This window comes from Rudaea sp., assembly GCF_047601565.1.
Lineage (GTDB): Bacteria > Pseudomonadota > Gammaproteobacteria > Xanthomonadales > Rhodanobacteraceae > Rudaea.
Map to the genome: position 1 here is coordinate 1,967,399 of NZ_JASGIY010000001.1, position 19,114 is coordinate 1,986,512.

Here is a 19,114-nt window from a genome sequence, read left to right on the forward strand (position 1 = left end):
ATTCGTTCGCGGCTTATAACCTGTTCTCAGGTGCCGAGCGTTTCGTACAGCAACGCCTTCGCCATCGCCCATTCGCGCTGCACCGTGCGCTCGGAGATGCCGAGGGCGAGCGCCGTTTCCGTGTCCGAAAAACCGGCGAAATAGCGGCACTCGACCACGCGCGCGAGGCGCGGCGACTTCTGTTCGAGATCGCTCAGCGCATCGTTCAACGCGACGATGCGCTCGTCGCTCTCGGCGAGGACGTCGACGTCCTCGATGTCGAGCGGCGCCTGCCCCGGATCGCGCTTGCCGCGCAGCCGCGCGCGCGCGTGCGAAACCAGCACCTGGCGCATCGCGAGCGCGGCGGTGTTGAGGAAATGCGCGCGGTTCTCGAAGACGTCCTGCCGCGCGAGCTTGAGATAGGCCTCGTGCACGAGCGCGGTCGTGCCGAGCGTCTGCGGCCCGGCCGCGCCGCCGCGCCGGCGCTCGCCGCGCGCAAGCAGGCGCAGGTCGGCGTACAGCACCTGCGCCAGCCATTGCGTCGCATGGTCGCCCGAAAAGGAAGGGGATTCCGACATCGGGCGATTATCCAGGAATTCCCGCTGCGAGCGGCAGGATTCCGCAAGCCAGGTCACGAAATGTTCGACTTCGGACGAACGACGCGCGGCGCATGTCGCTCGGGTCGGTTCATCGCGGCGATGATGCGCGACGCCGCGCCGACGCCGTCATACGCGCGCAGGCGCATCCTGAATGTCTCGGCGTTCGCGCGGAAGCGCGGATCGTCGACGACCGCGCGGACCGCCCCGCTGAACGCATCGAAGCGAATGCGCTTGGCCGAGAGCTTGCGGCCGAGCCCGTGCTTCTCGACCGCGTCGAGATTCCATTCCTGCTCGCCTTGGTTCGGAATGCCGATCAGCGGTACGCCGTGCTGCAACGCCGAGTAGATCGAACCCCGGCCGCCGTGCGTGATCATCGCCGCACAATTGCGCGAAAGGACGAGACTCGCCGGGACGTAATCGCTGACGATGACATTGGCCGGCGCCTTCGCGCCCGAATAGCCGTAAAGACCGCCGGTCGCGGCGACGATCTGGAAATCGTCCGAAGCTTCGAGCATGCGGCCGAGATAGTCGATGACGCGCGTGAACTGTTCGCCGTACGAGCCAAGATAGACGAATACCGATTTCTTGGCCGGATCGAGCCGCGAATACCACGCCGGCACCTTGCTGCTCTGCTCGTGGACGAGCGGACCGACTGCGTGCGCGTGCGGCGGCAGCGGCAGCGAAGGCGCGAACTCGGGCGCGTCCATGAGGATCGTCGCCTCTCCTTCGAAGAGGTCCTTCATCGATTCGAAGCGCACCGCGCTGCCGCGTGCCTTGAGATACGCGTTGTAAGGGCGCACCCACGATTCGAAGAACCTGTCTTCGGCCCATGCGCTGAGCGGCTGCAGGATGCGCTGCGGCAGGTGCTTGACGATCGGACTGAGCGGATGCGACTCGGGCATGAATTTCCCGCCCGCGTAGTAGCGCGTCAGCACGGTGTTGCAGAGCACGGCGCGCGGCGTACCGGTTAGCATTGCGGACAGCTTCAGCGTCGGCCGGTGCAGGTCGACGACAGCATCCGCCTTGTGCTTCTCGATCAGCGCCGTCTCGGCCGCGACGAACTCGGCGATGCTCTCGCGCGTGTGATAGCCGAGGCTCGACTTGTTGATGTACGCGACCGAGCGGTCGGGATCGAGCTCGGCGACGTCCTCGACCTCGAAGCCGCATTCCTCGACGTACGCGCGGCATTTGCCGCGCGCGGCGAACACGACCTTGTGGCCGGCCTCGCGCAACGCGGACGCGATCGCGACCAGCGGCTGCGTGCCGCCGAGGTGGTTCGCGTACGGGAACATCAATGCGGTTTTCATCGCGGGGTCGACCCCGCTGCGCTTGAAGCCGTAGCGCGTGGCGGCCGGCCTCGTTCGGTCCGAACGAGGCGCGGTGCTTGGATCAGGCAACTTGGCGAGTCCGGGAACAGGGCACTATCACGATGCGAGTCAGGTCGGCCGCTATGCCGCAGGCTTGGCCGAAAGGCGCGCCGCGGCGTTGAGTACGGCCAGGATGGACGCCGTGTCGCGGTCGGCGTGTCGGCCGGCGCCGAAGCGCGCGCCGGGCGATCCCGCGTTTGCGGCTTCGACGATGACGAGCGCATCGCCGTTCGCGGCCTTGAGCAGCTCGTGGCCGTCGATGCGCAGCGCCTGCGGCAGCGCCTGCGCGACCGCATCGAGCACGTTGGCGCCTTGCCCTTGCAGCGTATGCGGCCGGCCTGCGGCGATCACGTCGAGATCGATCGCGTGGCCCGCGTCGGCCGCATGCAGGTGATGGGATTTGTATACCAATCCACTTTTGTCTTCGGCGCAGGCCAGATAGGTTTGCTCGAACAGTTCCCACAGTTTCTGGCTCGTGATCTCGGCTTCGCTCGCGTCGGTATACTTTTGCACGATCGCGGAGAACTCGATTTGCATGCGCCGCGGCATGACGACGCCGTGGTCGCGTTCGAGCAGGTAGGCGATGCCGCCCTTGCCCGACTGGCTGTTCACGCGCACGATGCTCTCGTAGCTGCGGCCGACGTCGGCCGGATCGATCGGCAGGTACGGCATCTCCCAGAAATCGCCGTCCTTGCGCGCGGCGAAGCCCTTCTTGATCGCGTCCTGGTGCGAGCCCGAGAACGAGGTGAAGACGAGGTCGCCGACGTAGGGATGACGCGGGTGGATCGGCAGTTGCGTGCATTCCTCGGCGATGCGCGCGGTGGCGTTGATGTCGGAGAAATCGAGGCCGGGGTGCACGCCTTCCGTGTACAGGTTCAGCGCCAGCGTGACGATGTCGACATTGCCGCTGCGCTCGCCGTTGCCGAACAGGCAGCCCTCGACGCGCTGCGCGCCGGCGAGCATCGCCAGCTCGGCGCAGGCGACGCCGGTGCCGCGATCGTTGTGCGAATGCACCGAGAGCACGACATGTTCGCGCCGCTCCAGATGCCGGTGCATCCACTCGACCTGGTCGGCAAAGACATTGGGCGTCGCCACTTCGACCGTGGTCGGCAGGTTGTGGATGATCGGCCGGCCGGGACCGGCGTCCCACGCGCGCGTCGCCGTGTTGCACGCGGCGAGCGAGACCTCGAGCTCGGTCATCGAGAACGTTTCCGGCGAATACTGCAAACGCCAGTCGGTGCCGGGCCGCGCGTCGGTCAGGCGCTTGATCAGCGTGACCTGCGTGTCGACGAGCTTGAGCATCTCGTCGACGCTCATGTTGAACACCACGCGGCGCCATAGCGGCGCGGTCGCGTTGTAGACGTGGACGATGACGCGCTTCGCGCCGCGCACGGATTCGATCGTGCGCTCGATCAGTTCGGGCCGCGCCTGGGTGAGCACCATCGGCGTGACGTCGTCGGGGATCCGATCGTTTTCGATCAGATGGCGGATCACGTCGAAGTCGATCTGCGAGGCGGCCGGAAAGCCGAGTTCGATTTCCTTGAAGCCGACGCGCACGAGCTCGTCGAACAGGCGCAGCTTCTTCGCCTTGTTCATCGGGTCGAACAGCGCCTGGTTGCCGTCGCGCAGGTCGGTGGAGAGCCAGATCGGCGGCGCGGTGATCGTGCGCGAGGGCCACTGGCGGTCGGGCAGGTCGATGGGCGGGAACGGGCGATATTTGCTTTGCGGATTGGGGATCATGATGCGGCCATTGGTCTTGCGAAGGGGATTTCGTTGCGAAGCGCGCGTCTCTCCTGCCGACCTTGCTGCGAAGGTCTGGTCGATGGCCGGGATCGGGGAGAGGTCAGGTGACGAGCGCGCGCAGCGGATCCCGGCCGAGAGTAAGGTCGAGTCCAGCAAGAAGCGATGAAGGCGTCATCGTGCGCATGGCCCGATTTTAGCAGAGAGAGGCCGCCGCGATGCAAGCGGTTTCTCGTTTGGACGTCTAGACGGCGGAATCTGCGGCGCCGCTGCGCCGGCCGCGGCGCGCAGGCTTTCCTCGCGTGCGGTTTTTTGCATGCGCGCGAGCCGGCGCACGCGGGCGTGGAACGCGGGCCAGTCGCGTCCCGCCTGTGCGAACAGCGCGGCGAAGGCCGGCATCCACTCGTCGTACAGGCCGAACGGCAGCAGGCTGGCGTTGTTGATCGGCGCGGCGACGAGCGCGTCGTAGCGATGGTCGCCGGGCCAGTGCGCGTCGCGCCACTGCGCGTAGCGCCGGCGGAAATCCGCGATCTCGTTCTGCTTGGCCGCTTCCATCGCCGCGCGATCGAGCGTGCCGGCGTAGAGTTTGCGCAGGCGTTCGCGCAGATCCAGCGCGAGGCGCGCGAATTCGTCGTCGGCCTGGCGGTTGCGCTCGTCGCGCGCGTCGTCCGCGCGCGCGGCATGCCATTCGCGCAGCCCTTCGTCGTGCACGAAGTTCGCGAACGATTCGTTGAACGCGGTGTCGTCCTTCACGTAGATCAACTGGTGGGCGAGTTCGTGGAAGATCGTGCCGATCAGCTCGTCGTCGTCCCAGCGCAGCATGGTCGACAGGATCGGGTCGGCGAACCGGCCCAGCGTCGAATAGGCCGCGACGCCGCCGACGTAGACGTCGTCGCCGCGCGCTTCGAGCCGCGCGGCTTCGGCCTTCGCCATCACTTCGTCGAACCAGCCGCGGTACGGCACGCAGCCTGCGATCGGAAAGCAATGCAGGATGGGGTCGACCGAATAGCGCGGCGCGGCGAACACGTTCCAGACGACGTAGGGCCGATGCAGGTCGACGTAGCTCGTGTAGCTGCGGTTGTCGGGCAGGCCGAGACGTGCGGAAGCGAAGCGGCGCGCCTCCCGCGCGAGACGCAGGCGCGCGGCGAGCCGCGCATCGGTCGCCGGGTCGGCGATCACGGCATCGACCGGTTTGCGCTGGGTCACGAGTTGCGCCTGGCCGTGCGCGACGTGCGCGTAGTAGCGCAGGGTCGAGCAGGCCGAGGTCAGAATTGCCAGAATCGCCGCCATGACGATGCGAAGTGCGGGTTGCATTGTGCGATCATGGAGCCAAATGACATCCGCCGCCAATTCCGACTCCGCCTATCCCCGAGATCTGGTCGGCTACGGCCGCACGACGCCGCATCCGCGCTGGCCCAACGGCGCGCGCATCGCGCTTCAGTTCGTGCTCAACCACGAGGAAGGCGCGGAGAATTGCGTGCTGCACGGCGATGCGGCGTCGGAGACGTTCCTGTCCGAGATCGTCGGCGCGCAGGCGTTCCCGGCGCGGCACATGAGCATGGAATCGCTCTACGAATACGGCTCGCGCGCGGGCCTGTGGCGCGTGCTGCGCGCGTTCGAAAAGCGTAAATTGCCGTTAACGGTCTTTGCGGTCGCGCAGGCCCTGCAGCGCCATCCCGACGCACTTGCCGCGTATCGGGAACTCGGACACGAGATCGCTTGTCATGGATTGCGCTGGATCAGTTATCAATCAATCGACGAGGCGACCGAGCGGGTCCACATCGCGCAAGCGACGGCCCTGCTCGGCGAACTCGTCGGCCAGCACCCCTTCGGCTGGTACACCGGGCGTGACAGCCCGAACACGCGCCGCCTCGTCGTCGAGCAGGGCGGTTATCTCTACGACGCCGATTCCTATGCCGATGATCTGCCGTACTGGACCCAGGTCGACGTCGTGCGCGACGGTGCCCCCGCGCGCGTGCCGCAGCTGGTCGTGCCGTATACGCTCGACAGCAACGACATGCGCTTCGCCGCGGCGCAGGGTTTCAACTCGGGCACGCAGTTCTTCGATTATTTGAAAGACGCCTTCGACGTGCTGTACCGCGAGGGTGATCCCAACGGCCTCGACGCGCCGAAGATGCTGTCGGTCGGCCTGCATGCGCGCCTTGTCGGCAGGCCCGCGCGCATTGCCGCGCTCGAACGTTTCCTCGACTACGCGCTGGCCCACGACAAGGTGTGGATTTGCCGCCGCGTCGACATCGCGCGGCACTGGATCGCGACGCATCCGTTCGCGGGCTAGGGCTTCCAGGTAAGGTGTACGCCTGCAAGAACGGAGCATCCGGGTGCGGGCTCGTAGTAGCGCCCGTTGCTTTCGTTGACGATGATCGATCCGGCGTAGTTCCTGTCGAACAGGTTCTGCACGCGCAGGAAGGTCGATATCGTCGTCGAGCGGGTCTCGAACACGTAGCCGGTGCCGAGGCCGAGCGTACCGTAGCCCGGGGCGTACTGGGTGTTGAGATCGTTGACCGGCGTCGCGCTTGCGGCATTGACCTCGACCGTCGCGTTCCAGCCCAGCGCTTCGCCCCAGCGCAATGCGGCGTAGAAGTCCGAGCGCGGCACGCCCGGAATGCGCGCGCCGGCGGCGACGGGCGTGTTCGGTGTCGTGCAGGTGGATGCGGCCGGGCAGGTGAGGAACGGCGAGAGAAACCTCGCATCGAGCCAGGTGTAGGCGAGCTGCGCGTGCCAACCCGCCACGAGCGGCAGGTCGAGCTTGAACTCCGCGCCGCGCCGGCGCGCGCGGTCGACGTTCTGGTAGGTCGTGCGGCCGCCGCTCGAGGTGGCTACGGCGATCTCGTTGCGCGTGTCCGCGTTGAACACGGCGACATCGAATTCGCCGCCGTTGTCGAAACGCCATTTCGAGCCGATTTCGCCATTGCGGCTGCGCGCGGGCACGAGGCCGAAATTGATGCCGGCGCCGCCGTCGGGACGATAGCCGAGCTCGTTGAACGTCGGCGTCTCGAAGCCGCGCCCATACGAGGCGTAGAGATGCCACTGATCGTTCGCGCGATAGAGCAGGCCCGCGACCGGCGTCGTCGCCGAATAGTCCGCGCGGCCGCTGTCGTCGGGATTGCCCGGCACGATGTAGTGGTCGACGGCGGAGAATTTCACTTCGCTGTGGCGTGCGCCGAGGCTGGCGAGCCAACGGTCGGCGAAACTCCACGTGGCCTGCGCGTACTGGTCGAAATTGAACACGAGGTTCTGCTCGTCGCGGCGCAGTGCGCCTTTCACGCCGAGCGTGGTGCCCAGGTAATTGTTGTAGCCCTGGCGATGCTGATTCTGGCGGTCGTAGCTGGTGCCGACGGACACGTCGAATGGCCTGTCGGCGAAGACGCCGCCGTAGCTCCAGCGCGCGTCGCCGCCGCCGTAGTCGCCGCCGAGCTCGATCACGCCGCCGGGGCTGGTCGCCGCCTTCTGCGTCGCCACCGGAATCGACTGGAACTGCTCGACGTCGCGATGGCCGACGTAGCCGAGCACGCGCAGGCTTTGCGTATCGCCGAGCGTCTGTTCGTAGATCGCGCCGCCCTGCTGCTGGTGCACGCTCTTGCGCGTGTCGAACTGCGCCGCGACCGCGACCGGCTGGCGCGGATCGATTTCGAACTGCGCGCGGGTCAGGCCGAGCGCATCGTCGGCGTTCGGCAGCGCGACCGTGTTCGCGAGCAGGGTGAGCTTGCGTCCCGCGCCGAGGTCGAGCGCGAACTTGGCGTTGCCGTTGCTGCGTTCGGCGTAGCCGTGGCCACGGTAGCCGTCGGTGTGGAACTGCGACAGGTCGACGTTGTAGCCGACCATGCCTTCACGCCCGCGCGCGTTCGCGTCGAGATGCAGCGTGCCGTAGCTGCCGCCGGTCGCATCGAAACGCCATTCGGGGCGGTCGCCGCCATCGGAGGTGAAGACCTGGATCACGCCGCCCGAGGAGTTGCCGTACAGCGCCGAGAACGGCCCGCGCAGCACCTCGATGCGCTCGGCCGCGCCGAGCGGAAAGTTCGATACCTGGCCCTGGCCGTCGGGCATCGTCGCCGGAATGCCGTCGACGTAGAGGCGCACGCCGCGCACGCCGAACGTCGAGCGCGCGCCGAAGCCGCGGATCGAGATCTGTTCGTCCTGCGCGTAGTTCTGGCGGTCGCGCGTGAGCAGGCCGGGAACGCCCTGCAGGAATTCGGACGGATTCACGCCGAGCGAGTCGCTCGCGTCGACCTTGACCGAGTCGATCGCGCCGGGCACGTCGAACGCGGAATGCTCGCTGCGCGTCGCAGTGACGACGACATCGGGCAGGATTTGTTTGCCCGGCTTGTCTGCCGGGTCTGCATCCGCGGCGCATGCAGGCGCCGCGATGCCAAACAGGACGCAGGCGGGAAATGCAATGGCGAGAAAATTCTTCAACATGAAATCTCCGGGACGATGGTGCGTCTCAAGATGTCGCCGCCCATGATGGTATTGTCGGCATTGCCGTTTGCGTCTAGCGATTTTCTTGATTTTTCGACCGGCGCGAGTGCCGCGAACGTCAGTCAACTGGCGACGGTTTGGTATGGAATGGTGTCGAGCGCGAGTGTCGATGGCTGGTTCATTGCGGTGTCTCGTCGAGTGTTGTGAATGATGACGATGGTGGTAGCGAAAGCCGCCTTGCAGGCTGCGTCACGCAGTGCCCAAGTCTTGGCATTGCGGCTGGACACGAATACGCCTGTCGATCAAAATGCGATGCCCAGCGCATGGCGGCTGATGCGCAACGAAGCGCTGCATTGATCCGCTCCGCTCTGCGCGAATCGTCTCGTGCCATTCCGAGGTAAAACGTGCGAGCTTGCCGAGGGTTGTTGATCGTCGAAGGATTGCTGGCCGTGCTCGGTGTCTTCGCGCAGCCGGCGGTGGCGGCGCAGGATCCGGTCGAAGTCGGAACGATGCGCGATGCTTGGCGGCTCTGCCATGAGATCAAGGACGCGAGCAAGCGCTTGAACTGCTACGACGCCTTGCAAGACAAGTTCGAACCGCCTTTCTTCGAGGGCGGACTTACTACGACGACGCCGCGGTTCACGATAAATGGGCCGACACTGCTGCGCTACCAGAGCGATAGCGTGATTTTCGTGATGTATCTGAAGGACGCTCACGACAAGGTTCTGCAGAATCTGCATATCGGCGGCGGTGGCGAGGCGACCTATTTGATTCCGAAAGCCGGCAGATACCAGTTGGAGGTCAATGGCAGCGATAGCTGGCGGGTGTGGATCGACCCACGGCCGGAGCGCTGACGCATGGCGACGAAGCTCCACGCCGCGCTGCGCATCGCCGCCATTGCCGCATGCCTCGCCGCGGGCATGCAGTCGGCCGACGCTGCCGTGCAGGATTATCAGATCATGCGGCTGCTCAGCTATCACAGCGATTGCGGGGTCCCTACGCTGGCGCGTTTGCCGAAGGCTGCGCCGTGGCGCTATCACGCAATCTGCTCGAACACCGCGGCCTATCCATCCGGAGTCGATGTCGAATGCGCCGACAAGGACGACGAACGCAGTTGTCGCGTGCTGACGCAACCGCAACACTTCAATCTGAATGCGATGGCGCCACAACTGTCTAAATGAACTTCGGGGAGAGGCGGGTTTTGCCTGCACGGGAGTCATCGCGTCGATTACCGGTTCGCGTCAGAAGCGCCCTGCCGCGATCAGCGCGTCGACTTCGTCGTCGCTGAATAGGCGCGAGCGCACGAGGAAGCGCACGCCGCGCCCATTTTCGAGCGAGAACATGCCGCCGCGGCCTTCGACTACATCGATGATGAGCTGGGTGTGCTTCCAGTATTCGAACTGCGGTTTGCTGATGTAGAACGGCACGTCGCCGATTTCGCCGAGGTGCACGTCGCTGTCGCCGACGAGGAACTCGCTGCGCGGATAACACATCGGTGAGGAACCGTCGCAACAGCCGCCGGACTGGTGGAACAGGATATCGCCATGTTCGCGGCGGATTTCCGCGATCAGGGCGAGCGCCGCCGGCGTTGCGGTGACTTGCAGGGGGAATGTCGACATTCGAACTTTCTCCGCGCCGCGCCGCGAAACCATGTTCGCGGCGCGGACGCTTGATCCTCGGGGACCGGTGGTTCTAGAAACTGCCGATGTTGTTGAACTGTTGATTGCCCTTTTGCGCTTCGACCTTGGACACGAGCGGGACGTCCGAATGGAGTGCGCCATCGAAGGTGAGGGGCTGATCGCCCGCCGGATAGCCGTTTTCGCTCAGTATGAATGCCATGAGCTTGACGTACTGGTCGTGCGCGAGGCTGCCCGGACTTCCCCCGGGCATCTGGTACGACACGTAGGAGAAAATCTTCGCGACCGTGAAGCCGTTTTTTTCGCTGGCGAAATTCGGGCCCTTGAGCGTGGGGCCGACCCTGCCTTCCAGGCCGGCGCCGTGGCAAATCGCGCAATGCGCCTTGTATTCTTCCCTGCCGGCATTCACCTGCGCGGCCGTGAACAATTTCGGCACCGCGGCGGCGTCGCTCTTCGAATCCGCAGCCGAAGCGCTTTGCAGGCAAACGCCGGCCGCGAGGAATCCGAGCGCCAATGCGCCGGCGGCGCACATCGCCGTGATCGGTAGTGGCTTCTTGAAATAACGTGGAATCATTGCGCTTGCTCCTCATGGAAATGAACGTGTGAATGCCGCAGGGTTCACGGCTTTGTCGCAATCCGACGCACCTATCGCTGGCGCGATTCTAGGAACGTCTTGATCGCCCAGATGTCCTTTTTGTCGAGAACTCCGCCCCACGGGGGCATCATCACGATGCCGAAGGTCACCTTGCCGTTCTGTACCCTGTTCACGAAAAAGGCGTTGACGTCGCGCTCGCAGCGCTCGTGCAGCGGCTCGTCGGTCACGGTCCTGCACCCGGAATCGATCTTCGTCAGGTCCGCGCCGATGGCGCCATCGTTGTTCGCGTCGACGCCGTGGCAGTACGCGCAGGTTTGATTGAAAATCTCCTGCCCGGCCGCCGTGGCCGCTGCGTTGCCGCGATAAGGATTGACGTCGGCCTGCGCGCCATCGGCCGACGCGGGCAGGGAGGACGTATCGACGTTCGGGCGGCAGACCATTTGCGATTCGGTCTGACGACAGCCCAACGGCCGCACGACCGGCAGCTTCGTGCTCAGCGTTTGCGGCGTCCAGGGTTTTTCTTCGTTCGCGTGCATCGATAGGGCGAAAGCCGCCATCGACAACGCCAGTATCGTTGCGAATATCCGCGCCATCATTGCAGTTCTCCCACGCCGGTCGGGCAGCCTTTGCAGCCTGCCGTATAAGCGCCCCTGAACTGGGTGAAGCGGGTGATGGCGCCGGTCAGGTCCGCGTTTTGGAGGTCGGCGTCCTCGAGTTGCGCGTCCTGCAGGTCGACGCCGTTCAAATCCGCGCCGACGAACCTGGCCTTGTCGCCCTGTATTTTTTCCATCGTCGCCTGGGTGAGCGTGGCACGGTTGAAATCCGTGACGGCGAGGCTGGCGAAGCTGAGATCGGCACCCGCCAACTTGGCGTTGCGGAACGTCGCGGATGGCGCGAATACCGCATACAGCCGGGCGCCGGTGAGGTCCGCGTCATCGAGATTGGCCCCGGACAGCAAACTGTTGGTCAGGTCGGCATGCGCGAGGTTGGCCCCGCGCAAATCCGCGCCGTGCAGATTGACGCCGCGCAGTCGGGCGCCGTGGAAATCCGCGCGGGGGCAGCGGGTGAACTGCCAGATCGGGCAGCCGTTCACGACCAGTGTTTTGGCGCCCTTGGCAGCAGGCATGTCGCCGCCGGCAGCTTGCCCGGTCTGTTCGCCCGGAGTTTGCGACCGTGAAGCGGTGACGACCATCCCCGCTGCCATCAATACCGATGCAAGAGCCATCACTCGAACGGCTCGACTCTGTGCCACGATCATTCGTATTCCTCGAGAAAAAAGACTGGCGGCCCCGGGAGGGCCGCCAGAATGTTTCCAGCAGTATCAGTTCTTCGCGGTGTTGGCGGAATCGTCGGGAATGGTGAACACCCAGAACGAAGCACCCTGGGTGAGTTGGGTCTTGATGTTCTCGTAGACCTTGCCGGCCCAGATCGGCACGGCGCCGCCGGCGCCCGAAGCGATGCCGACGTACTGCTTGCCGTCCATCGTCCAGGTGATCGGTTGCGAGACCACGCCCGACCCGGTCTGGAACTGCCACAGGATCTTGCCGGTCTTGGCGTCCGCCGCCTTGAGATAGCCGTCCAGGGTGCCGAAGAACACCAAACCGCCCGCGGTGTTCATCGTGCCCGACCACAGCGGCATCGGTTCCTCGTGACGCCACTGGATCTTGCCGTCCACCGGATTGATCGCCGTCAGCACGCCGACGTGGTCATCGTAGATCGGCTTGACCGTGAAGCCCTGACCGAGATAGGCCGCACCGGGCTTGTAGGTCAGGTTCTCGGTCCAGTAGTCCATCTTCCATTCGTTGGCCGGGATATAGAACACCTGGTCGTCCGGGTTGTACGACGTCGGCATCCAGTTCGTCGCGCCGAGGAAGTTCGGCTGCACGTTGATGGTCTTGCCCTTGTCCTGGCCAGCTTCCGGAAGCGGCGGGCGCAGGCCCGTTTCGATCGGCTTGCCGGTTTCCTTGCTGATGCCCTTGGCCCAGTTGATGTCCTTGACGAACGGCCAAGCGTTGATCAGGGAGTGCGGCAGGTACGGCTCCTTGAGGTTGCCTTTCTCCAGCATGGCGCGGTCGGTGACGAAGAAGAACCCGTTGCGGTCCGCATGTCCCGTGGCTTCAATCGTTTTTCCGGTCTTCGGATCCTTGTACTCGAACGGGATCACCAGGTTGTTGCCCGAGAAATCCCAGGCGTCGTTCGGCGTGTGCGCGTAGAAGCCTTTCAGGTCGCCCGTCGAGGCGTCGACATACGCTTGGCCCGAGGTGTACAGGCTGTCGAAGTCCTGCGGGTTGCCGCCCGGCGAAGTACGCTTCCACGTGTTCCACGGGCCCGGGTTGCCGGTGCCGATGATGATGGTGTCCGTCGCCGCATCGTAGACGCCGGTTTGCCAGGGGGCGCCGCCGCCGTGGCTCCAGGCCTCGACCTTCCCCGTTCCCTGATAGTCGCCGGCGGGCCACGACGGCGCGTCCTTGGGCCCCGTGTACGTGCTCGGCTTGCCCATGTACGTGCCCTGGTGGCCTTGCACCATCGGCCGCGACCAGATTTCCTTGCCGGTGTCCGGATCGCGGGCGTAGAGCATGCCCACGGCGCCGAATTCGTCGCCCGAGTTGCCGTGGATCAGCATGACCTTGCCGGCCTTGTTCTTGACGATGAACGGCGCACCGGTGAACGAATAGCCGATGGATTGGTCGCCGAAATGAACCTTCCACAATTCCTTGCCGGTCTTGCGGTCGAGCGCCACCATGCCGGCGTCGAGCGTGCCGAGGAACACCTTGTCCTCGTAGAGCGCGACGCCGCGGCTGACCACGTCGCAGCAGGGGCGGATGTCGCCGGGCAGGTCGTACTTGTAGTCCCAGAGCTTCTTGCCGGTCTTCTCGTCGAGCGCCCACAGGCGCGAATACGAACCGCTGATGTAGATCACGCCGTCATAGACGAACGCCTGCGATTCCTGGCCGCGCTGTTTTTCGTCGCCGAAGGAGAAGCTCCATGCCGGTTTCAGTTTGGCGACGTTGTCCTTGTTGATCTGCTTAAGATCGCTGTGGCGCCACATTTTCGGACCCATGCCGTAGGTCAGCACGTTTTCGGGCGTCTTGTCGTCGTTGCGAAGGTCTTGCCAGGTCGGGCCGGTGGCCGTGTCGGCGGCGGCATAGCCGGAAAGCCCGGCCAGCGCCAGCGCGAACGCGAGTGACGACATTTTCAGGCCGGGCAACATCGCATGGCGAATGGTTTGGAACGGATCGAGTCTACTCATTGCTGCAATCTCCTGATTGGAATGGACGGAACGCAAGGGCATGTCTGGCGAACGTTCGTCGCCTTAGAAGAAAACGATTCCGCCGAACGAGCCGCCGAACATCTTCGCGCTGCCGCCGAGATAATCCTTCGAGCGCGTCTGGCCGCGTTCGGCTGCGAGCGTGATGCTAACGTTTGACGGCATACTGTCGGAAAATGAGTGCGAAACTAATGAACCACCAGATTTTAGTTCTTCGCACAAGTATATGTAGTGGAAACGTTCGGAATGACTACCCTAGTCCAACCAGTTGGGCATCCGCTTAGTGGGCTAGTGCCGTCACAGCCGGCTGCTGTCCCGTAGGGGCTGGCTAATCCACACAGTGTTCCCGGTGTGATTGTGGAGGTTTGCGCATGAGCTAACCTTTGGCCTCCAAGCATTATGGAAATTGCAGAAAGAGCAGTAATAAATGCTGTGGCAAGTGTCATTTTTGTTACTTTAATCATTTTAATATCTCCAATTAATAAAATGCGTGAAAGTTTAGAAGAACACTATTCCGCCGAACGAGCCGCCGACCATCTTGGCGCTGTTGCCGAGATAATCCTTCGATCGCGTCTGACCTAATTCGGCCGCGAGAGTGATGCTTTTGGTGAGGCTGTAGTAGAGGCCACCTGTGACGTTGCTGTTTGACTTGAACGCACTGTTGAGGGTCGCGTTGAGCGAGTTGTCGTCGCTATTGCGGCTCTCGCCATAGTTGAGGCCGAACTTCAGCTTGTCGGTGAACATGAAGGTGCCCTGCACGAGAAAGTTGCGACCCTTGATGTTGCCTTGGTCGCCGTCGGTGAGAATGCCCAAGCCTTTGCCGGTCTGGAAATTCGCGAGAACTCCGAATGGGCCGCTGCTGAATGAGGCGCCGATCTCGCCGGCCTTCTCGGAGAAGCCGCCGGTGCCGGCGCCTACGTCGGCGAAGTGCTGCATCTTGCCGCCAATCCAAGCCTTGAAGCCGCCACCCGCCCACGCGAGTTGGGCTTGATACTGAGGGCCTGCCTGCGAAGCGTAGTAGTTGACGCCGACATCGACCGGGCTGACCAGTGCGCCGTTGAACGTGAAGCCGCCGCCGAGCACCGGCGAGGTGTAGGCCAACTGGCCGTAGTTGCCGAGGTAGGTATAACCCGCGCCGATGTGGCCGAGCGAGACGCGGCCGATCTGCGTCGCCTGCACCGGTGCGCCGATGCCGAGCAGGGTCATGTCGGAAAGAATCGCGCTCGATCCGAAGATGCCGTAGTCGCGGCCGAGCTTGAGCGTGCCCGCCTCGGCGGTGCCGATCGTGAAGAACGCCTGGCGCACGTCGACGCCGCTGTTCGCGGCGATGCCCGAGGACGTGGCCGTGGCGGCGTAGATGCCGATCGTGCCGCCGATCTCGATGCCGTCCTGGCTGGTTTTGAACTTGGTGACCAGCCCGTCCGGCAGCAGGCCGTTGCCGATCGTAGTCTTGTGGTCTTGGCCGGCGCAACCCAGTCCGCGCCCGGCGAGTGCCGCGCCGCCGACGTTGTCGCCGGTGCAATCGACCGAGGTGTAGTAGGCGTTGACGATGCCGCCGATGTCGACCGTCCAGTCGCCCGCCTGCAGGCTCACCGCGCCGGCCTGGCTTGCGGCCAGTGTGCCGATGAAGAAGATCGTTGCCGCCGGCAGGAGCCGTCGACTCATGGGTTTGCCTTGCCGTTTTTTGATCGCGTGCACATCACCCTCCCGTATCGTTAGTGGAAAAAACGTTCATCGATGGCCCGCGCGCGGGCCGCAACCGTCCCCTGCGCGGAGCGGAAGTCCGCGCATTTTTCGATTTCCCCCGGGGCGGGCCGGATCAGAAGAAGCCGAGCGCCTTCGGCGAATAGCTGACGAGCAGGTTCTTGGTCTGCTGGTAGTGGTCGAGCATCATCTTGTGCGTCTCGCGACCGATGCCGGACTGCTTGTAGCCGCCGAACGCCGCGTGCGCGGGGTAGGCGTGGTAGCAGTTCGTCCACACGCGACCGGCTTGGATCTCGCGGCCGAAGCGGTAGCAACGGTTCGCCTCGCGGCTCCACACGCCGGCGCCGAGGCCGTACAACGTGTCGTTGGCGATGTGCAGCGCTTCGTCCTCGTCCTTGAACGTCGTCACCGAGACGACCGGTCCGAAGATCTCCTCCTGGAAGATGCGCATCTTGTTGTTGCCGGCGAACACGGTCGGCTTGACGTAGTAGCCGTCCTTGAGATCGCCGTCGAGCACGTTGCGCTCGCCGCCGGTCAGCACCTTGGCGCCTTCCTGCTTGCCGATGTCGATGTAGGAAAGGATTTTCGCGAGTTGCTCGCTCGATGCCTGCGCGCCGATCATCGTCGTCGGGTCGAGCGGATTGCCCTGCGTGATCGCATTGACGCGTTTCACCGCGCGCTCCATGAACTTGTCGTAGATCGATTCCTGGATCAACGCGCGGCTCGGGCAGGTGCACACCTCGCCCTGGTTCAGCGCGAACATGACGAAGCCTTCGATCGCCTTGTCGAGGAAATCGTCGTCGCGCGAGGCGACGTCGTCGAAGAAGATGTTCGGCGACTTGCCGCCGAGTTCGAGCGTCACCGGAATCAGGTTCTGCGAGGCGTACTGCATGATCAGGCGCCCGGTCGTCGTCTCGCCGGTGAACGCGATCTTGGCGATGCGCGGCGAGGAGGCGAGCGGCTTGCCCGCTTCGAGGCCGAAGCCGTTGACGATGTTGAGCGCGCCCGGTGGCAGCAGGTCGCCGATCAGCTCGGCCCAGACGAGGATGCCGACCGGGGTCTGTTCCGCCGGCTTGAGCACGACGCAGTTGCCGGCGGCGAGCGCCGGCGCGAGCTTCCACGCCGCCATCAGGATCGGGAAGTTCCACGGGATGATCTGGCCGACGACGCCGAGCGGCTCGTGGAACTGGTAGGCGACGGTGTCGTGGTCGATCTCGCCGATCGAGCCTTCCTGCGCGCGGATGCAGCCGGCGAAATAGCGGAAGTGATCGATTGCGAGCGGAATGTCGGCCGCGCGAGTCTCGCGCAGCGGCTTGCCGTTGTCCCAGGTTTCGGCGTGCGCGAGCAGATCGAGATTCTGCTCCATGCGGTCGGCGATGCGGTTGAGGATGTTCGCGCGCTCGGCCGGCGCGGTACGCCCCCAGGCCGTCTTCGCTTTGTGCGCGGCATCGAGCGCGAGCTCGACGTCGTCCTTGTCGGAGCGGGCGATTTCGCAGAACGGTTTGCCGGTGACCGGCGTGATGTTCTCGAAATAGCGGCCGGCGACGGGCTTCACCCACTTGCCGCCGATGTAGTTCTCGTAGCGGGACTTGAACGGGACTTGCACCGCAAGATGCTGTTGTTCGAGCTTGGTCATGACAGGTTGCTCCGGGTTTGATGGGCGTTTGCCTAGAGCACGCAGCGTGCCAATCGGCCGCACCATTGCGGCGCAGCATCGAAGGAATCGTTGTATGCAAATGCTTGTTTCGGTGCATTGCTGCGACGCGCAACGCACACTGCGGCACGCAAGTTGCAATCGCCGAAAATTTGTGTCCAGACTCGGTGCACCTGCCCGCAACGACTGTCGCAAATTGCGACATCCGGGATGCCATGACCGATTCCGCCCTGGACCGCATCCAAACCGCACGGCATCGCTTCTTCGATCAGGGCGATGCGCCGCGCGGACTCGTGCCGGCGCCGATCCTGCGTTCGTGGCAGCGCTGCGCCGGGCTCGGTTTGTCCGAGCGCGCGCGGCCGAACGTCGAGCCGCTGGCCGCGACCGCGCTGCGCGAGGTCTGCCAGAAATACGAGGAACTGCGCCGCATCTGCCTGCCCGAAGTGCGTGCGCTCTACGCCGATGCGCGCGCGACCGGCAGCATCGTCATTCTGACGGCGCCCGACGGCATGATTCTCGAAGCGCTCGGCAGCGCCGACTTCCTCGACAAGGCCGCGCGCGTCAGCCTGCGTCCCGGCGTGCCGTGGAGCGAAAACAACACCGGTACGAACGCCATCGGCACGGCAATGATCGAGGGCCGTGCGACCGAGGTACGCGGACCCGAACATTTCTTCGCGCCGCATCGCGTGCTCAGTTGCTCGGCCGTGCCGATCATCGATCCGTTCGGCAAGATCGCCGGCGTGCTCGACCTGTCCGGCGAATCCTCGGTGCATCACACGCACGCGCTCGGCATGGTGCGCTTCGCCGTGGACCAGATCGAACGGCGCCTGTTCGAACGCGATTTCCCGGACTGCCGCGTGCTGCGCGTGCAGCGCGACGCCGGCCTGTTCGGGACGGCGCAGGAAGGCATCCTCGTATTCGAGGGCGAGCATCTCGTCGCGGCGAACCGGCACGCTCTGGGCATGCTCAACCTCGTCCGCGGCGACATTGGCCGCCGCAAATTCGGCGAGCTGTTCGACGCCAGGTTCGAATCGCTGCGCGGCGAGGCGAACTTGCGCGACCATCTGAACAAGCCGGTTTTCGTGCGCACGGACGACGTGCCGCCGCGTCGTCCGGCGACGGTCGCGCCGCCGCGGTCGGCACCCGCGAGCGACGCCCGCACGGGCATCGAACCGGTGTTCGGCGCGAGCCTCGCCTGCGAGCTCGACCGCGCCGAGCGCGTGCTGCGCGCCGGCATGTCCGTGCTGCTGCTCGGCGAAACCGGCACCGGCAAGGAAGTGTTCGCGCGCGAGTTGCACCGTCGCCTCGGCGGCGGCCGCATGCCGTTCGTCGCGGTCAACTGCGCGGGCCTGCCCGACAGCCTGATCGAATCGGAATTGTTCGGCTACGAGGAAGGCGCGTTCACCGGAGCGAAGCGCCACGGCGCAAAGGGCCTGCTGCGCGAAGCCGACGGCGGCGTGCTGTTCCTCGACGAAATCGGCGACATGCCTGTGGCCGCGCAGACGCGCCTGCTGCGCGTGCTGCAGGAACGCGAAGTCGCGCCGCTCGGCGGCGGCAAGCCGGTCAAGGTCGATTTCAGCGTGGTCGCCGCGACCAACCGCAACCTGCAGGTCGGTTCGCTCGAGCAGTTCCGCTCGGACCTGTTTTTCCGCATCGCGCACTACACCGTGAACCTGCCGGCGCTGCGCGCCTACCCCGACCGCCGCGCGCTCATCGAAACCTTCTGGCGGCGCCTCGCCGTGGACGCTTCGCCGCCGATCGACGCGGACGCGCTCGCCGCCCTCGCGCGCTACGATTGGCCCGGCAACCTGCGCCAGCTCACCGGCACGCTGCGCACGCTGATCGCGCTCGCGGGGCCGGGCGATTCGATCGGCATCCGCGATCTTCCGCCGGCGCTGCGGATGCCAGACCCGCCGGGGTCCGTCGCGTCCGACTGCGCAGATCCTGCCGATGCGGGCGGACTCGGCGAGATCGCCGAACGCGCGATGCGGCAGGCGCTCGAAAAACACGCCGGCAACGTCTCCGCCGCGGCGCGCAGCCTCGGCATCAGCCGCAGCACGCTGTACCGCCGGCTCGGCTGATGTGCCTGCCGGCGCCTCGCCGAGACATCAGCGGAGAATCGACGCGAATCGAC

Annotated in this window: 19 protein-coding genes; 7 read left to right on the forward strand and 12 right to left on the reverse strand. The window is 64.9% G+C overall.

Going from position 1 to position 19,114, the window contains the following annotated elements; all coding sequences use genetic code 11:
• Positions 1–26 precede the first annotated feature (26 nt).
• The 4 genes from QM741_RS08510 to QM741_RS08525 all read right to left on the reverse strand — a co-directional run bounded on the left by QM741_RS08510 (position 27) and on the right by QM741_RS08525 (position 4,999).
• A complete protein-coding gene (locus QM741_RS08510) occupies positions 27–557 on the reverse strand; it encodes an ECF-type sigma factor (RefSeq protein WP_415207281.1) in 531 nt (176 codons plus the stop codon).
• Between the two features lie 53 nt (positions 558–610).
• Positions 611–1,885, reverse strand: coding sequence for a glycosyltransferase (locus QM741_RS08515; RefSeq protein ID WP_415207282.1), 1,275 nt, complete (start codon positions 1,883–1,885; stop codon positions 611–613).
• A gap of 141 nt (positions 1,886–2,026) precedes the next feature.
• Positions 2,027–3,685 carry a 2-isopropylmalate synthase gene (locus tag QM741_RS08520; RefSeq protein WP_415207283.1) on the reverse strand — a complete coding sequence of 553 codons (1,659 nt, stop codon included), beginning with the start codon at positions 3,683–3,685 and terminating at the stop codon, positions 2,027–2,029.
• Positions 3,686–3,859: 174 nt separating this feature from the next.
• Entirely contained in the window at positions 3,860–4,999 is a 1,140-nt protein-coding gene (locus QM741_RS08525) for an aminopeptidase (RefSeq protein WP_415207284.1), read from the reverse strand.
• Between the two features lie 19 nt (positions 5,000–5,018).
• Here QM741_RS08525 and puuE point away from each other — a divergent pair, with 19 nt between their 5' ends.
• Positions 5,019–5,981 (forward strand): allantoinase PuuE, encoded by a 963-nt coding sequence (gene puuE, locus QM741_RS08530; protein WP_415207285.1) that lies wholly within the window; start codon positions 5,019–5,021, stop codon positions 5,979–5,981.
• Here the strand turns inward: puuE and QM741_RS08535 are convergent.
• Positions 5,978–8,122 (reverse strand): TonB-dependent receptor family protein, encoded by a 2,145-nt coding sequence (locus QM741_RS08535; RefSeq protein ID WP_415207286.1) that lies wholly within the window; start codon positions 8,120–8,122, stop codon positions 5,978–5,980. The genes puuE and QM741_RS08535 overlap by 4 nt on opposite strands.
• Before the next feature lie 15 nt (positions 8,123–8,137).
• Here QM741_RS08535 and QM741_RS08540 point away from each other — a divergent pair, with 15 nt between their 5' ends.
• From QM741_RS08540 to QM741_RS08555, 4 genes are all read left to right on the forward strand, one after another.
• Positions 8,138–8,329 (forward strand): hypothetical protein, encoded by a 192-nt coding sequence (locus QM741_RS08540; protein ID WP_415207287.1) that lies wholly within the window; start codon positions 8,138–8,140, stop codon positions 8,327–8,329.
• Positions 8,330–8,479, forward strand: a complete 150-nt coding sequence (locus tag QM741_RS08545; RefSeq protein WP_415207288.1) for a hypothetical protein — start codon at positions 8,330–8,332, stop codon at positions 8,477–8,479. It abuts the gene before it with no gap.
• A 68-nt stretch (positions 8,480–8,547) separates the two neighbouring features.
• Entirely contained in the window at positions 8,548–8,976 is a 429-nt protein-coding gene (locus QM741_RS08550) for a hypothetical protein (protein WP_415207289.1), read from the forward strand.
• A gap of 3 nt (positions 8,977–8,979) precedes the next feature.
• Positions 8,980–9,303: a hypothetical protein gene (locus QM741_RS08555; RefSeq protein WP_415207290.1), complete on the forward strand. Its 324-nt coding sequence runs from the start codon at positions 8,980–8,982 to the stop codon at positions 9,301–9,303.
• Positions 9,304–9,363: 60 nt separating this feature from the next.
• Here QM741_RS08555 and QM741_RS08560 read toward each other — a convergent pair whose 3' ends face one another.
• Both QM741_RS08560 and QM741_RS08565 read right to left on the reverse strand, forming a co-directional pair.
• Entirely contained in the window at positions 9,364–9,741 is a 378-nt protein-coding gene (locus QM741_RS08560; RefSeq protein ID WP_415207291.1) for a DUF779 domain-containing protein, read from the reverse strand.
• Between the two features lie 73 nt (positions 9,742–9,814).
• Positions 9,815–10,186 (reverse strand): c-type cytochrome, encoded by a 372-nt coding sequence (locus QM741_RS08565; RefSeq protein WP_415207292.1) that lies wholly within the window; start codon positions 10,184–10,186, stop codon positions 9,815–9,817.
• On the opposite strand from QM741_RS08565, the gene QM741_RS08570 reads away from it, so the two are divergent.
• Complete coding sequence (locus tag QM741_RS08570) at positions 10,179–10,322, forward strand: hypothetical protein (protein WP_415207293.1); 144 nt, start codon at positions 10,179–10,181, stop codon at positions 10,320–10,322. The two genes, QM741_RS08565 and QM741_RS08570, sit on opposite strands and share 8 nt — an antisense overlap.
• A gap of 82 nt (positions 10,323–10,404) precedes the next feature.
• Here QM741_RS08570 and QM741_RS08575 read toward each other — a convergent pair whose 3' ends face one another.
• From QM741_RS08575 to adh, 5 genes are all read right to left on the reverse strand, one after another.
• Positions 10,405–10,794 (reverse strand): c-type cytochrome, encoded by a 390-nt coding sequence (locus QM741_RS08575; protein WP_415207294.1) that lies wholly within the window; start codon positions 10,792–10,794, stop codon positions 10,405–10,407.
• Positions 10,795–10,946: 152 nt separating this feature from the next.
• A complete protein-coding gene (locus QM741_RS08580; protein WP_415207295.1) occupies positions 10,947–11,612 on the reverse strand; it encodes a pentapeptide repeat-containing protein in 666 nt (221 codons plus the stop codon).
• A gap of 63 nt (positions 11,613–11,675) precedes the next feature.
• Positions 11,676–13,604, reverse strand: coding sequence for a PQQ-dependent dehydrogenase, methanol/ethanol family (locus QM741_RS08585; protein ID WP_415207296.1), 1,929 nt, complete (start codon positions 13,602–13,604; stop codon positions 11,676–11,678).
• A 516-nt stretch (positions 13,605–14,120) separates the two neighbouring features.
• Positions 14,121–15,287, reverse strand: coding sequence for a porin (locus QM741_RS08590; protein ID WP_415207297.1), 1,167 nt, complete (start codon positions 15,285–15,287; stop codon positions 14,121–14,123).
• Positions 15,288–15,441: 154 nt separating this feature from the next.
• Positions 15,442–16,962, reverse strand: a complete 1,521-nt coding sequence (gene adh / locus QM741_RS08595) for an aldehyde dehydrogenase (protein WP_415207298.1) — start codon at positions 16,960–16,962, stop codon at positions 15,442–15,444.
• 233 nt (positions 16,963–17,195) lie between these two features.
• Between adh and QM741_RS08600 the strand changes: the two genes are divergently transcribed.
• Entirely contained in the window at positions 17,196–19,061 is a 1,866-nt protein-coding gene (locus QM741_RS08600; protein ID WP_415207299.1) for a sigma-54-dependent Fis family transcriptional regulator, read from the forward strand.
• Positions 19,062–19,114: the final 53 nt, after the last annotated feature.

Excerpts from the sequence above, each read along its gene's own strand:
- QM741_RS08520 (WP_415207283.1), bottom strand. The coding sequence starts at position 3,685 with ATGATCCCCAATCCGCAAAGCAAATATCGCCCGTTCCCGCCCATCGAC.
- QM741_RS08555 (WP_415207290.1), top strand. The coding sequence starts at position 8,980 with ATGGCGACGAAGCTCCACGCCGCGCTGCGCATCGCCGCCATTGCCGCA.
- QM741_RS08580 (WP_415207295.1), bottom strand. The coding sequence starts at position 11,612 with ATGATCGTGGCACAGAGTCGAGCCGTTCGAGTGATGGCTCTTGCATCG.
- QM741_RS08540 (WP_415207287.1), top strand. The coding sequence starts at position 8,138 with ATGGTGCGTCTCAAGATGTCGCCGCCCATGATGGTATTGTCGGCATTG.
- QM741_RS08510 (WP_415207281.1), bottom strand. The coding sequence starts at position 557 with ATGTCGGAATCCCCTTCCTTTTCGGGCGACCATGCGACGCAATGGCTG.
- QM741_RS08560 (WP_415207291.1), bottom strand. The coding sequence starts at position 9,741 with ATGTCGACATTCCCCCTGCAAGTCACCGCAACGCCGGCGGCGCTCGCC.
- QM741_RS08585 (WP_415207296.1), bottom strand. The coding sequence starts at position 13,604 with ATGAGTAGACTCGATCCGTTCCAAACCATTCGCCATGCGATGTTGCCC.
- QM741_RS08545 (WP_415207288.1), top strand. The coding sequence starts at position 8,330 with ATGATGACGATGGTGGTAGCGAAAGCCGCCTTGCAGGCTGCGTCACGC.
- QM741_RS08525 (WP_415207284.1), bottom strand. The coding sequence starts at position 4,999 with ATGCAACCCGCACTTCGCATCGTCATGGCGGCGATTCTGGCAATTCTG.
- QM741_RS08575 (WP_415207294.1), bottom strand. The coding sequence starts at position 10,794 with ATGGTCTGCCGCCCGAACGTCGATACGTCCTCCCTGCCCGCGTCGGCC.
- QM741_RS08515 (WP_415207282.1), bottom strand. The coding sequence starts at position 1,885 with ATGAAAACCGCATTGATGTTCCCGTACGCGAACCACCTCGGCGGCACG.
- adh (WP_415207298.1), bottom strand. The coding sequence starts at position 16,962 with ATGACCAAGCTCGAACAACAGCATCTTGCGGTGCAAGTCCCGTTCAAG.
- QM741_RS08535 (WP_415207286.1), bottom strand. The coding sequence starts at position 8,122 with ATGTTGAAGAATTTTCTCGCCATTGCATTTCCCGCCTGCGTCCTGTTT.
- QM741_RS08600 (WP_415207299.1), top strand. The coding sequence starts at position 17,196 with ATGACCGATTCCGCCCTGGACCGCATCCAAACCGCACGGCATCGCTTC.
- QM741_RS08590 (WP_415207297.1), bottom strand. The coding sequence starts at position 15,287 with ATGAGTCGACGGCTCCTGCCGGCGGCAACGATCTTCTTCATCGGCACA.
- puuE (WP_415207285.1), top strand. The coding sequence starts at position 5,019 with ATGACATCCGCCGCCAATTCCGACTCCGCCTATCCCCGAGATCTGGTC.